Raw genomic sequence first — 14,275 nt, 5'->3', positions numbered from 1 at the left:
ATATCATATCGCATACCCCAGGGAACAATAGGGAGAGATAAATATACCGCCGGGCAATTATGCTTAGGTTAAATTTCGGCCTGGGTAGCGCTTAACAGCTCCCGCAGCTTCTCCCGATGCAAATCGCTAATATCGTGCGGATGGCGATAACCGATGTTCTCAATCGCGCGCGCATATAATGCCACCAGCCAGTCGTAAACGTAGCTTGCGTTGCCGCGCGCAGGCGTTTCGCTAAGCTTAGTCAGGCGCTTAGACGCCTGTGCCTGGGCTACCGGAGCGAACACCGTCGCACCTTTGTTGACACGGCTTGCTGGGCGAGCGGACTGCGGTACGCCGGCGTAGCCGAGCCAGTTGACGAAATCACCTAACACATTGCTCGCGCAGGTAATTTCCTGAGCCATACCGCCATCGCCAGACTGCAGCGACGCGTTAAGCAGGCCCGGTAAATCCAGACGATAGCTGGCGACAATCAGCAAATCGCAAAGCGTATGAAGCCTGGGAATATCCAGCCCGAAAAGCTGAGCCACCTCCGGTCGCTGCGCCAGACGACGCAGATGCGCAACCCATAGCTGATGCACTTCAAGCGCGTAGCTTACAGGATTAACGTCGTGCAGATCCTCACCGTCATCCTCGGCAAATAGATCGATATCCAGCTGGAAGCCCGCCGGCTTTTTGGTTAGCTGATGGTGATGACGCTGCCAGCATTGCTGCAGGGCATGGCGCTCCGGCACCAGGTTCGCCAGCAGTTCGCCGTGCAGCGCGGCGTTGGCCTGCAGGGCGCGAACCAGGTCTTCGGCCTGCTTGCGGGCCGCATCGGGCGCGGGATTATTTGCGGCGCTGAACCGCTGGAACAGCTCAGCGGTTTGCGCTGCAAGCGCGTTTTGCAGCAGCGCTGTGCGCTGGGCGCGACGCTCGCTGCTTATGGCATCGGTCAGCCATTCCAGCAGGCGATGCATATTGCGGCTGTCCAGCGCCTGCAACGTTCCCCAACGTTTTCCTGCCTGGCCGATCAAACGCTGTACGCCGTCGTCCACGCTCACCCCGTGGGTAAAACGGGCGTCGAATGGGGTGATCGTCCAGATTAAACCGGGCAAGGTAGCCTGGGCGCCCTGGGTGTTATCCACCCAGCGGGCAAGCGACGTACCGGCGGATTTTACCTCCGCACGCTCGGTAGCTGCATTGCAGACCAGCAGCGTATCCGGCTCCAGCCGGTCGGTATAATAATCAATTTGCGCCAGCGGAATGTCGATGATATCCACCTCGCTGAGCGCGGGAGCGTTGCTTAACGTCAGGTAAACTTCCGCGCAAAGCGCCAGCAGATCCTGCTGCGCCAGGCTGACGGGGGATCCTGCCTCATCGTTGCACAACGGGCAGATCATCACGTCAGCCTGCAATGCCGGCTCATCGGGCGGCGCCGGGATCAGAAAGCCTTCGGCGGGCAGCAGGAAAGTGTCGACCAGCAGGCTGGCCGGAGCGAGGAAGCGGGTTGTTTCGCCTATATGATGCAGCGTATCGCTCAGATGCTGCCACCGCGCCGTTAAAGCAGCGTCATCTCCCCACAGCAAGGCCAGCAGCGAAACGCGATCGGCTGACGTTAACCAGGGGATAAGATCGGCCATCTGCTGCCAGAGCGCGTCGTCGGGATAGTGCTGACGACGAACCTGCGCATGGTAACAGCGCGCGATATCGGAAAGCTGCTGGCCGGAAATCCCCGGCATAACCTGCGCCTGGCGTCGGGTTTGCAGCTCGGCAAGACGTGCGGCAATCACGCTGGATTGCGCGATACGGGGTTCAGGCTGGGCGTGATATTCGCGGATTAGCCGCTGCGTCACGTCGCTTTCGCTAAACAAAGTCAGCAGCAGCGGAAAATTCTCGCTAACCGGGGCGGCTTTGGCGGTAAAACGAACGGCTGGCGTAGCAGCGGCATGACCCGGATTAATATGCGTCAGGTAATCCAGCGTTTTTTCACCAAGCGTAATTTCAATGCGTCCGGCATGATTCGCCAGCAGCGCGCTGAGTAAATGATGTTTACCGGCAATGGAACGCCCGTATAAACCCAGCGTTAGCGGCTGCTCAGCGAGCGCGGCGAGCTGATGCTGGCGGCGCTGCAGCGGCAATAACCGCGCCAGCAGGCTGTCGGCTTCGTTTTCCAGTAACGGCGCATGCGCGCGGGTATCCTGGATCCAGTTCGCAAGGTTATGCAGCACGGCTTTTTGTTGACTCACGGTTGGCTGACTCATTTTTGGTAGACGCTCCCGCTGTCAATCCAGTAATGGCTTGCGCCGCTGTAGCTGCCGGCGAGGGTGTTAAGTTTAAAACTTAGCTGATTGAGCGGCACCTTGCTGCCGTCCTGCAGCCAGGCTTCCGCTAACACAAAGGCGTTGGCTTCGCGCGTTTGCTGTAAGCGCACGTTCAGCACGCCGTCGCCCGCGATGGATTTCGCAAGGGTTGGCGAGTTAATCGCCAGCGTATAAAGCGGCGTGGCGGGCCAGCGGGCGTTATCCAGCTGCCGGAAACCGAGGCAGGCATTGCCGCGCAGCGGGAAGTGCAGGCGGGTATCCAGCGTGGCTTTCGGGTTATCAAGATCGATATCGCGATACCAGACGTTCTCTTCGCTCAGCACGTTATTGCCGTCGAGCATGCCGAGATAACGCACGGTGGAGTAGGCCTGAATATCAGCGGCTTTAAAGTTAAAGCCGGGCAGGCGTAAATCCATCGCCAGGCTGCACAGCATAGCGCCGACGGCGGCGGTAGATTTCGGATTGCCGATGCGGCCCTGCTGGCTGAACGGATACCATTCGTGGGTCTGGTAGTTATCAAGCCAGACGATACGGTTTACCGGCACCGGCTGAAGGTGGCGCAGTAAAGCCTGCACGCCGGGCAAACAGGCGGGACGGCCGGTGACCAGTAAAACGTCGCAGCAGTAGTGGCTGATAACCTCGCACAGCGCCTGTAGCGGCGCGGTGAGGGTGAACTGCCCGGCTATCAGCGCTTCCTGCAAAGCGGCAAGCTCCACCTGAACAGGTACGCTGAAGAGATCAAACGCCGGGGCGTCCGCCGGCAGCGCATGCTGTACGGCCTGCTGGACATAGTTAATAACGTTGTCCGTCGGGCGCCTGGTTAACAGCTCGCCAAAGGTGGCTTCAAGCGTCGCCTGCCGGTCGTCCGGATCGCTGTTTTCCCAGTAGTTCAGCACGGCGTGGCCGAGCGGGATAAACAGCTGCAGCGCGGTTTGCTGACGCAATGTGCCGCGCGTGTCCATGCGGCCCGACTCGCCAAACAGCGTGGTCATCAGTCCGGTAACGTCAGCCACGCCCGCCTGATGAATTTTCGCCTGCAGGGCGGGCAGCACGCAGCGTTGGATGACATCCAGCAGAATGTCATCGCCCGCTACTTTGAAGCCTTCGCGGAACAGCAGACGTGGCGCAATCTTCACGTTGCTGCCCACGCCGTCATCGAGCTGATACTGCGTGATAGCCATATCCGTGGTGCCGCCGCCAATATCGATGGAGGCGACGCGCAGGGTTTTGCCCTCTGGCTCATCTTCGCTAAGCATGCGATCCGGCCGCGCCAGCCGACGGAAAAACGTCCCGCTTTGTCCGGCATAATTCACTATCGCTTCGTTATACAGCCAGACGAGCTGTCCGCAGGTGGCCTCGTCCCATTCCATATGTACGGTGGGCACCGGCACCACGCTTTTCTCTTTGTCGCGCTCGAGTTCAAAGCCTTCGTCCGCCGGATGCCACTCCATCGCTTTCCACACAAGGCCCACGGCTTCGCGCATCCTCTGGCTGAACAATTCGCGTTCCTGTTTTGGCATGGCGGAAGGCAGGGTGAGGATCAGATTGCGTAGCTGGCGAGGGGCGTTAAGGTGCCCCATGCTCTGGCGTGAACCTACGCTGTTGATTTGCATCAGCGCCTGCGCCAGCAGCTCGCACAGCATCAGCGTCATCAACGAGCTGCGGCTGTACTGCGGCGAGAAGACGGGCAAGCGTTCGTCCATCGGCAGGCCATACAGCGGCTGGCCGTCGTCGTTCATCAGGTTCATCAGCGGGAAGGCGGTAGCGAGCGGTTCGCGCTGGGTTTTTACGCCCATCTGGCTAAAGCGCCAGTCCTGGCCCGCCGGCGTCTCATCCCAAAGATAGCGACGCGGGCTGGAAATGCCGCTGGCGCCTTCCGTGCCGAGACGTTCGCTCGCCATACGGCGCGCTTCGCTGCCCACGCGGGCAATCGACGGCCAGACGAACGCGTCATCCCGGCCGCTTTCCACGGAGAAATGCTGCTTGCCGAATTTGGCTTCTGAAAACTCAAGGCGGCTGGTAAACATCGCCTCGTTGATAAATTGCGGTTCGCTCAGGGAGCGGATTTGCAGCTCTGCCGTCTGGCGCAGGCCGTCGTTGGCTTCGCCATGATCTTCGATAAGCACGCCGCAGGTATGGGTGTTGCCCACGTCCAGCACCAGATCGACGGGGATCGCAGGGGATTGCAGGGTCGCGGCGACAATCTTCACTTCCGGCACGGCAAGCTGGGCGCCCAGCATCTCAAGAATATTAAGATAGTGTCCCTGATATTCGAACATCTTCATCGCGGTGGCGATTTCACGTTCGGTACGCGATTCATGCTGCGTGACGTAGTGCGTGAACACTTCGCGCAGCCAGCCGTCCACCCAGGTCTGGTCGAGGAAATCATGGATTTCCTGGTTCTGCCAGGCCAGCGCAAAACGGGCGCCGTTACGAACATCGTTTTGCGTTGGCGCAAGATGGGAGGCGGAGGCGTCATCCGCATAAATTTTGGTATCCAGCGCTATGCTTACGCGCACCGTATTCCCGGCGGAATCCGGTGTTTCAAGGCAGCGGATCTGCACCCGCGCCCAGTTATCCGGCCCGCCCACAAAAGTACGCGGCGGGTTAAAACGCTGAAACGGCAGCGGCAGCCAGGTTTTATCCAGCACCTTCAGCGAGTGGCCGAGGGTCAGGGTGCTTTCCGGCTTCACGACTTCCGGCGCGCCGCCGTCTGTATCAGACAGGGTAAACCTGCCGGGCACTACGTCGTAATCAAGACGCAGCAGCGGGCCGTTGGCGGTTTTGCGCACAAAACGCCCGGTGTGCGGAGCGTTTGGCTGTGGGGCGAGGCCAAAATCCAGAAGCTGAATGCCGCTGTCTTTGATGAGCGTAACGCTCGGCTTGTAGTGGAACAGGTTGGCAAGCATCAGGTTAATCACTCACTTTTTTAAACGTCATCGGCACTACCGTATCGCCGTCGTAGCGTCCGCTGCACTCGGCCACGCCGTTATCGCCCGACTTGCAGGAAATTTCCGGCATCGGATAGCGTGAACCATCGCTGCAACGAGCGCTGCCGCGCGTTTTGATCATTAACGTGCCGGACGACTGCAGGCCGGAGAAGACCTCGACCTTACAGGCGATATTGTCGCCGTGGATCAGGCGCGCGGTGCCTTTATTATTGGCAATCTGATAGCGCAGGCTCGGCGGTTTGCCGGTAATCGGATCGTCTACATCAATCAGCACGCGCCACGTGCCGTTGAGGAATTTTGTCGAGCCAATTTTTAACGCGTCGGCCGGGAGAACGAGCGCGCTTTTCGCCACGTCTGCTGGCGCTACCGGCGCTTTTTCAGGAGCAGGTGGCGTGACCACTGCGGCCTCGGTTAACGGCAGCGTTGTTTTTTCAACGGCTGCAGCAGGGGCGGCGTCCACGGTCTGGATAACGGCAGGCTTAATCGGCTGCGGCTCAGGCGCCGCTTTCGCCACGGCTACAGGCGGCTGAGCGGGGGCCGGTAAAAATTTGTAAGCCACAGGCGTGGCGATAAGCGCCAGCGCAGCGGCGGCGACGGGCAGGAGCCAGAGGCGCGATTTTGACCTCTTGACGGCGATCGGCTGTGGCGCAGGAGCAGCTTCTGCGATTATCGGTTCTGGTTGAGGGGTAGCGACCCGAGGCTGAGGGGTATAAACAAGCGGCTCTTCAGGCTCGCTAAGGGCCATTTCTTTTAGCGCAACAGGCTGTTGCGTCACGACAGGCTCAGTTTCTGGCTGCTGCGGTTCCGGAATGAAGGCTATCGTCGGTTCCGGCGCTTCGACCACGCGCAGGCAATCCAGCACGTCTTCGCGCGCGCTCTGGTTAAGGTTTACAAAACCCCAGAAGGTAATGACAGGTTTGCCATCCACCAGATAAACATGCTGGCTGCCGGGAAATTGCAGGGCATTTGCCAGCAGCGAGCCGAAAAGCTGAATGGCGTTTTTTTCCGCCTGCTGACAGCGCTGGACAAGCGTCGCGACGTTTGCCTGGCAATTATCCAGATAGCGCAGCGCCTTTTTACGCTGCTCGCTGCTTGCGGCGGCCCAGCTCAGCACGCTGCCTTCAAACGGCGCATACCAGTCCACCCGGTCGCCTTCGTCATCAGGCTGCGGAATGGCGAGGCTATCCGCCACCGCATGCTGCTTTCGCAGGCGTAAGGTTTCGCGTATCTGTAAAGCAGAGTCGAACACTGCCTGTCCGTTTTCGCCCAGCGCCAGGAAATCATCCAGGCATCCGCTGCGCAGTAATGTTTTTGCCACGTCTGTCATCCTGCCGTTAATGACTCATTTCGAGCCATCTTCACGCGTTACATTCTACCGACTCCTGCAGTAAGCAAACGGCAGAAGAGACGACAAAAATTTCTAATTATTGAGGGATTGCGGTTAAGTCACTGGGGAGGCAGCGAGTTTTGTGCTACTCATAAATCTCTATTCGAGCAAAAGGATGCGAAAATATGCCGGAACAACTCCCGTTATTACTGGTGCAGATGGGCCACCCGCCGGAGGATATTCGTGCTGCGGTGGGCGAGCAGCCACAGTGGTTTTTTGCAGCGCTTGGCGAGGCGGGGCCTGTACAGGTCGTATGCCCGTTTGCAGGAGAAGCGTTGCCGGCGGTCGGCACATTTCGCGCGGCGGTGATCACCGGCTCCTGGGCAATGGTAACGGACCGTGCGGAGTGGAGTGAGCGCACCGCTGAGTGGACGCGGGAAATCGTGCTTGCCGGCGTGCCCGTACTCGGCGTGTGTTACGGGCATCAGCTTATGGCCTGGGCGCTGGGCGGCGTGGTGGATTATCATCCGCAGGGAAGCGAAGTGGGGCAGATTGCCGTTACGCTTAATGCCGGGGCGCAGCACGATCCGCTATTGCACGACCTGCCGCACACGTTCGATTGCTTCCTAAGCCACGAGCAAAGCGTGATTACGCCGCCGCCAGGCGCCGTTGTGCTTGGCGCCTCCAGCCACGATCCGCATCAAATCATCCGTTATTCCCCAACGGCGCTGTCGGTGCAGTTCCACCCGGAATTCACCGCGCTGGTGATGAATAAAATCATCACCAGCCGCAGCGAAAGGATCGCGATGAAGGGGAAAGATCGCGACGCGCTGCTGGCAAACGTAAGCCAGACGCCTGTTTCACGTTCAATTTTGCAGAGGTTTGTAGCGAGTACCTGATGCAGCGGGGGCGCACAGCAGCTAACGAGCCGCGGAAGCGCCAGGATAGCGCTTTATGCGGCGACCGCCGATTGTTTAAGCAAATTTAGCTAAAAATGAATAACATGATAGCCGTTTGTTATTTGCCGCAGGCGGGCTGGTATGCTGTTATTAAGGTGCAAAATAATAAGTACGCCAACCATTCGGCAAGCAAATAAAAGGCAAAACTATGTCCACAGGGAAAACACTCCTCGGGCTGCTGCTTAGCGCCCTGCTACCCGCAGGCGCGGCGACGGCGGCCGCCAGTAATACGCTAGTCTACTGCTCCGAAGCCTCTCCGGAATCCTTCAACCCGCAAATCGCCAGCTCTGGCCCAACCTTTGTTGCCAGCTCGCAGACTTTGTACAACCGCCTGGTGGATTTTCGCCATAGCGACAACCTGCCGGTGCCGTCGCTGGCTACCGAGTGGAAAATCAGCCCGGACGGTAAAACCTACACCTTTACCCTGCGCAAAGGCGTAAAATTCAACAGCAACAAATACTTTAAGCCGACGCGTGATTTTAACGCCGACGACGTGATTTTCTCCGTGATGCGCCAGAAAGACGCTAATCACCCGTATCACAAGGTTTCCCAGGCTAATTACGAGTACTTTAACGACGTCGGCTTCGACAAGCTGATAACCGACGTGAAAAAAATCGACGATTACCACGTTCAGTTCACCCTGAGCGAGCCGAATGCCGCGTTCCTTGCCGACTGGGGCATGGACTTCGCTTCGATTCTCTCTGCAGAATACGCGGATGCGATGCTGAAAAAGGGCACGCCTGAGCTGGTGGATACCCAGCCAATCGGCACCGGCCCTTATGCGCTGCAGGAGTACAAGGTGGACTCGCTGATCCGCTACGTGGCGAACCCGAACTACTGGAACGGCGAAGTGCCGACCAAACACCTGATCTTCTCGATCACGCCGAACGTGCAGACGCGTCTGGCAAAACTGCAAAAGAACGAGTGCCAGATTATCCCTGCGCCAAGCCCGGTACAGTTTGACGCTATTAAGGCTAATAAAGACCTCGCGCTGCATACCGTTGCGGGCCTGAGCGTCGGCTATCTGGCGTTTAACACCACCAAAAAGCCCTTTGATAACGTGCTGGTGCGCCAGGCGCTGAACTACGCGGTGGACAAAAAATCCATCATCAACGCCGTCTTTATGGGCACCGGAACGGTGGCGAATTCGCCGATTCCGCCTGCCATGATGGGCTATAACAAAAACCTGAAGGATTACGCTTACGATCCTGAAAAAGCCAAAGCGCTGCTGAAGCAGGCGGGCCTGGAAAAAGGCTTCGATACCGATCTGTGGTCCATGCCGGTACAGCGTCCGTATAACCCGAACTCGCGACGCATTGCCGAAATGATCCAGGCGGACTGGGCGAAAGTGGGCGTGAAGGCCAAAATCGTCACCTTCGAATGGGGCGAGTATCTCTCCGGAATGCGTAAAGGCGAGCACTCCTCGGCGCTGTTTGGCTGGATGTCCGACAACGGCGATCCGGATAACTTCGCGGATACTCTGCTGGGCTGCGGCAGCATCGAAAGCGGTTCTAACGCCGCCCGCTGGTGCGATAAATCGTATGACGCGCTGACGCAGAAAGCGAAACTAACCAGCGATCCGGCTGCCCGCGCGAAGCTGTATGAACAGGCGCAGGAGATCTTCTACCAGCAGGCTCCGTGGATCCCGCTTGCCAACGGCAAAACCTTCTTCGCCACGCGCAGCAACGTGACGGGGTACAGCGTCAGCCTCAGCGGCAGCGATTTCTCAAAGGCTAAGCTGAACTAAAACCGGTGAACGGCCGGCGTTTATCCACCCTGTAGATCCTGTCGCAGGGTGGATAAGTGAAACGTTATCCGCCAGAAAAGGAGAAACACATGGCACACCTGGACGAGGTCATCGCCCGCGTGGACGCAACCATCAGCGAAAACGTTATTCAACATATGAACGAACTGCTGATTGAGCTAAGCGACGACGCGCAGCTGAGCCGCGAAGATCGCTATACCCAGCAGCAGCGTCTGCGCACCGCTATTGCGCACAAAGGCCATCATCAAAGAGAAGAGGCGGAAGAACGCCGCCAGGCCTTAACCAGAGGCGGCACCATTCTGTAATAAGCGGGAGTTGTTATGCGTACTGGATTTATCGGGCTGGGCGGCATGGGTCAGCCAATGGCCGAAAACCTGCTTAAAGCAGGTTATGAAATCGCGGTGTGGAACCGTTCCGCAGCGCCTGCCGAAGCGCTGAAAGCGCAGGGCGCGCGCGTTTGCGCATCCCCGGCAGACTTTACCGATTGTGAAGTGCTGATCTCCATGCTTGCCGATGATGATATCAGCCGCGACGTGGTTATCGGCCAGGGCGCGCTCGCCGCGCTGCCGCAGGGCGCTGTCTGGATCAATATGGCGACGGTTTCGGTGGCTTTTACCGAAGAGATGGCAGCCAAAACCAGCGCTCGCGGCTGCCGCTATGTCGCGGCGCCGGTTCTGGGACGCGTTGATGTTGCCGCAGCCGGAAACCTGAATATCCTCACCGCAGGAGAAGGCGCGCTGCTTGATAAAGTACAGCCGATTTTCGACGTGCTGGGCAGCAAAACCTGGCGCTTCGGCGACAGGCCAGAGCAGGCCGCAGCCGTTAAGCTTGCGGCAAACTTCATGCTGGCAAGCGCCATTGAAGCGATGGGCGAATCCGCGGCGTTGGTCGGAGCCTATGACGTAGCGCCCGCTGATTTCCTCGGCATGCTGACCAGCACGCTGTTTGCGGCGCCTGCCTATAAAAACTACGGCGCGATGATTGCGGAGAATCGTTACACCCCGGCCGGCTTCACCATGAAGCTGGGGCTCAAAGACGTGCGTCTGGTCCAGCAGGCGGCGGAAAGCAAACATGTGCCGATGGGGATAGCGGGCGTATTACGCGATAATTATCTCGATGCGCTGGCGCACGGCGATGAAAATCTCGACTGGGCAGCGCTGGCCACGGTTTCCGCACGCCGCAGCGGCAAGGCATGAATAAACTCCGTCAGCAATGGCGGGGAATGGTGGCGATATAAGTGGTACATCAATATAGCGACATTCTGGTTCTTTTTGCCCTGTCGGCTGCGGCTTATAGTCGGTCCTTCAACTCATCATCTTTCCCGGAGGCCGGTTTTGACGGGCTTAACTAACGAATACCTGCAGCCTGTTGGCGAGGCATTACCGGACTGGCAACCCCGTCCTCGCCCTCAGCGCGTGGCGCATGCGGGCCGCTATTGTCGCCTCGAACCGTTGAGCGAATCTCATACTGCATCGCTATGGCATGCGTGGAGCAAAGCGGCGGACGGGCGCGACTGGACCTACATGAGCGTAGGGCCTTTTGCCGACGAACAACAGTTTGCCGAATTTGTGTCGAACGCCGCCGCGAGCGCGGACCCTTTGCATTACGCGGTAATCGACCAGAAAACGGATCGTGCAATGGGCACGCTTTCGCTGATGCGCATCGACCCGGCGAACGGCGTGATGGAGGTGGGTTTTGTGAGCTTTTCTCCCGAGCTAAAACGCACGGCGCAGGCTACGGAAGCGCACTATTTGCTGATGAAATATGCTTTTGACGCGCTGGGCTATCGCCGCTACGAGTGGAAATGCGACAGCCTGAACGGGCCCTCCCGCCGCGCGGCTTTGCGGCTTGGGTTCCGCTTTGAGGGCGTTTTCCGCCAGGCCGTGGTTTATAAAGGCCGCAGCCGCGATACCGCCTGGTTTTCCGTCATCGACAGCGAATGGCCGTTGCTAAAAGCCGCTTTCGACGCCTGGCTGTGCGAAGAAAATCTGCCGCAGGGAATACAGCTTCAAAGCCTGTCCAGCCTGCGTAAAAAACTGGCTGCCAACAGCAAAGGTCGCGAAAAAATTACGCTCGACGTTCGCCCGCTTGTTGAGAGCGACTATTCCGCATGGTTTACGCTATGGCAGGGCTATCTGACGTTTTACGATTCTCAAATAAGTGATGCGATCAGCAAGCTAACATGGCGGCGCATGCTGTCGGACGACGAACCGATGTACGCGCTGGGCGCATTCGACGAGCAGCAAAAATTACTCGGCATTGTGCATATGGTTTATCACCGCGGCACCTGGTCGTCAGGCGATCGCTGCTATCTGGAAGATCTGTTCACCACGCCAGAGGCAAGAGGTAAAGGCGTCGGCCGGGCGCTGATTGAAGGTGTTTACCAGCATGCGGCAGCGAAGGGCGCTTCCAGGGTTTACTGGCATACCCATGAAACGAACGCTACCGCGCAAAGGCTTTATGACAAGCTCGCGGATAAGCCTGGGTTTATTCAGTATCGTAAAAATAGGGCATGATTGCAGGGCGGGAGAGCTGCCGGTCGGCGCTCTCCCTTGCGGGCTTAGCGGTTTTGTCCCGCCATCAGAATGTATTTTACATGCACGTATTCTTCGATGCCGTAATGGCCGCCTTCGCGCCCGTAGCCTGAATGCTTGATGCCTCCGAAAGGAACGGATGCGGCGCCAACAGAGCCGGAGTTTATTATCACCATGCCGGCCTCCAGCCGTTTCGAGAGACGAAAAGCGCGGCCAAGATCCCGGGTCCAGGCGTAAGCCACAAGGCCATATTCGGTATCATTCGCACAGCGGATCGCTTCTTCTTCTTCGCTGAAACGATAAATCGCAAACACAGGCCCGAAGATCTCAGTGTTATGCACGGCAAATGTCTTATCCAGATCGCACAGAATAGTCGGTTCGTAGAACAGGCCTCCTTTTGCATGCGTTTTCCCGCCGAGTTTTATCGTTGCTCCTTTTTGCACGGCGTCGTTTACCAGAGAGGAGACTTTATCCAACGCCATCTGATTGATGAGCGGACCGACGACAAACTCCTTTTGCATCCCCTGATCCACAGGTATCCCGGCAACCACGGCGGCTAAGCGTTCGACAAACTGCTCGTAAATGCCGTCCTGAATGAAAATACGGTTCGGGGAGATACATACCTGGCCTGAGTTACGCAGCTTAGCCCCGATCAGCCCGTTTATCGTCTCTTCCACAGGGCTGTCGTCGAAGACGATAAACGGCGCGTTGCCGCCCAGCTCCATGGTCATTTTTTTTAGCGTTTCGCCACAGCTCTTCGCCAGCAGCTTGCCCACCCGGGTAGAGCCGGTAAAGGAGATTTTGTGGATGCGAGGATCCTGCGTGAAGGCTTCGCCAATGGCTTTAGCATCCCCGGTAACCATCTCAAACACGCCCTGCGGGATACCCGCCTGTCGGGCGTATTCCAGCAGTTTGTAGGCGGTTAGCGGCGTCTCTTCCGCGGGCTTGATAATCATGGTGCAGCCCGCAGCAAGGGCGGTGGCGATTTTGCGGGCGATCATCATGAACGGAAAGTTCCACGGCGTGATGGCGGCCGTCGGGCCGACCGGTTCTTTCACGATCAGCACCGAAGCGTGCGGGTCGTGAGAAGGGATAATTTCACCGTTTAAGCGTCTGGCCTCCTCGGCGTACCATTCGATGAATCCCAGGCCGTATTCAATTTCCCCCATGGCTTCGCTCAGGCATTTGCCGTTTTCTTTTACCATCAGCTCGGCAAAAACGTGCTTATCCGCGCGAACCAAATCGTACCATCTGCGCAGCAGATCTCCGCGCTCCTTTGCGGTCCTGGACGCCCAGGCCGGAAATGCATGACAGGTGCGGTCAATGGCGGAGGTCACTTCTTCGGCGGCCATATAAGAGGCCTGCCCGACCACAGTGCCGTCTGCTGGGTTAATTACTTTAATCATTGGGCTTGCTTCCTCAAAAAGTAATGCTGAACGGAAGACGGGGTACGTAACCTTTTATCCGTAGTCTTTTGACCCGTTGATGATGCGGCGTTAGCTTTCTCTCCACAATCGATTAAAATTGCTGAACCGTTGAGAAAAACTAAATGATTATTAGCCATGCGCGAACTCCCATCGTTAAACGCCCTGTTAGCTTTTGAAACCGTTGCCAGAAGCGGTAGCGTACGCGCCGCCGCAGAGAAATTATCGGTAACTCCGGGAGCGGTAAGCCGACAAATTCGCCTGCTGGAAGAGCATTTCGGTACGGCGCTTTTTCGCCGCCAGGGGCGAGGACTGCTCCTGACGTTGCCCGGCAATGCCTATTTCCAGCAAATCAGCGTGCATTTTGACGGCCTGCGGGCCGCCGGACAGATACTGGATCGCAGCGCTGGACGCGCAGTCATCCGTCTGCACTCGTTCACTACGTTTGCCACCCGCTGGCTTATCCCCAGGCTGGCTAAATTCCAGCTGGCGAACGCCGATATCGACGTACGGCTGACTACGGCTTCGGAATGGGACGACGAGATAAACTACGATGCCGCCATTCGCCTGGGGCGGGGAGACTGGCCGCGCACCCACGCCGTGGCGCTGGTGAAAAATATTCTGGTTCCTGTGTGCCGGCCGCCAGAAGAGCGCCGAACATTAGATCTTAGCGATCTCGCAAAGCATACGCTGCTGATGGTACGCGGACGGCCGGATGACTGGTCGCTGTGGAGTAACGCCTTTGGCGTTGATATGAAAACGCCTGTGCGACACCGGGAAATGGAGAGCTCGGCGCTGGCCTACCAGGCGGCGCTGGAAGGGCAAGGCATCGCCCTGGCGCAGCGCGTGCTGGTCGAAGAAGAACTTAATTCCGGTACGCTCATCGCGATGGAAAATCACCAGTGGGATTGCGGCGAGCTGACCTATTACCTGGTCTCGGACGAGGATAGTCCGAAAAGGTCGACGATTATGAGGCTGGAGAGATATCTTACCAGCCATGCTTAAAAACATTGAG

10 protein-coding genes and 1 pseudogene are annotated in these 14,275 nt (G+C 57.9%); 7 read left to right on the top strand and 4 right to left on the bottom strand.

All coding sequences use genetic code 11. The features are described 5' to 3' along the window. Window positions 1–68: 68 nt before the first annotated feature. The 3 genes from WLO31_RS10205 to WLO31_RS10195 are packed head-to-tail and all read right to left on the bottom strand — an operon-like array spanning window position 69 to window position 6,569. On the bottom strand, window positions 69–2,240 hold the full coding sequence (locus WLO31_RS10205; RefSeq protein WP_435930346.1) for a virulence factor SrfC family protein: 2,172 nt from the start codon (window positions 2,238–2,240) through the stop codon (window positions 69–71). Next, entirely contained in the window at window positions 2,237–5,209 is a 2,973-nt protein-coding gene (locus WLO31_RS10200; RefSeq protein ID WP_435930583.1) for a virulence factor SrfB, read from the bottom strand. The genes WLO31_RS10205 and WLO31_RS10200 overlap by 4 nt, the downstream gene beginning before the upstream one ends. 4 nt (window positions 5,210–5,213) lie before the next feature. After that, window positions 5,214–6,569 carry an SrfA family protein gene (locus WLO31_RS10195; protein ID WP_435930344.1) on the bottom strand — a complete coding sequence of 452 codons (1,356 nt, stop codon included), beginning with the start codon at window positions 6,567–6,569 and terminating at the stop codon, window positions 5,214–5,216. A 194-nt stretch (window positions 6,570–6,763) separates the two neighbouring features. On the opposite strand from WLO31_RS10195, the gene WLO31_RS10190 reads away from it, so the two are divergent. The 6 genes and pseudogenes from WLO31_RS10190 to WLO31_RS10165 all read left to right on the top strand — a co-directional run bounded on the left by WLO31_RS10190 (window position 6,764) and on the right by WLO31_RS10165 (window position 11,818). Next, a complete protein-coding gene (locus WLO31_RS10190; protein WP_435930342.1) occupies window positions 6,764–7,477 on the top strand; it encodes a glutamine amidotransferase in 714 nt (237 codons plus the stop codon). 208 nt (window positions 7,478–7,685) lie between these two features. After that, window positions 7,686–9,284, top strand: a complete 1,599-nt coding sequence (locus WLO31_RS10185) for an ABC transporter substrate-binding protein (RefSeq protein ID WP_435930341.1) — start codon at window positions 7,686–7,688, stop codon at window positions 9,282–9,284. Window positions 9,285–9,373: 89 nt separating this feature from the next. Continuing rightward, the gene (locus WLO31_RS10180; RefSeq protein ID WP_435930339.1) at window positions 9,374–9,607 is read left to right on the top strand and encodes a DUF2526 family protein; all 234 of its coding nucleotides are present in this window, start codon (window positions 9,374–9,376) and stop codon (window positions 9,605–9,607) included. A gap of 15 nt (window positions 9,608–9,622) precedes the next feature. Then, window positions 9,623–10,498 (top strand): NAD(P)-dependent oxidoreductase, encoded by an 876-nt coding sequence (locus WLO31_RS10175; protein WP_435930337.1) that lies wholly within the window; start codon window positions 9,623–9,625, stop codon window positions 10,496–10,498. Window positions 10,499–10,636: 138 nt separating this feature from the next. Beyond that, a pseudogene (locus WLO31_RS10170) lies at window positions 10,637–11,335 on the top strand (GNAT family N-acetyltransferase); the annotation flags it as partial. Beyond that, complete coding sequence (locus WLO31_RS10165) at window positions 11,318–11,818, top strand: GNAT family N-acetyltransferase (RefSeq protein WP_435930582.1); 501 nt, start codon at window positions 11,318–11,320, stop codon at window positions 11,816–11,818. The pseudogene WLO31_RS10170 and the gene WLO31_RS10165, both read left to right, overlap by 18 nt. A gap of 44 nt (window positions 11,819–11,862) precedes the next feature. Here WLO31_RS10165 and WLO31_RS10160 read toward each other — a convergent pair whose 3' ends face one another. Beyond that, window positions 11,863–13,242 carry an NAD-dependent succinate-semialdehyde dehydrogenase gene (locus WLO31_RS10160; protein ID WP_435930336.1) on the bottom strand — a complete coding sequence of 460 codons (1,380 nt, stop codon included), beginning with the start codon at window positions 13,240–13,242 and terminating at the stop codon, window positions 11,863–11,865. Window positions 13,243–13,398: 156 nt separating this feature from the next. On the opposite strand from WLO31_RS10160, the gene WLO31_RS10155 reads away from it, so the two are divergent. Continuing rightward, entirely contained in the window at window positions 13,399–14,265 is an 867-nt protein-coding gene (locus WLO31_RS10155) for a LysR substrate-binding domain-containing protein (RefSeq protein ID WP_435930335.1), read from the top strand. Window positions 14,266–14,275 lie beyond the last annotated feature (10 nt).

The organism is Dryocola sharpae (assembly GCF_051307055.1).
In the GTDB taxonomy this organism is placed as follows: domain Bacteria; phylum Pseudomonadota; class Gammaproteobacteria; order Enterobacterales; family Enterobacteriaceae; genus Dryocola.
The sequence above is the reverse complement of the archived record's forward strand: the minus strand, read 5'-3'. Positions and strand labels throughout refer to the sequence as shown.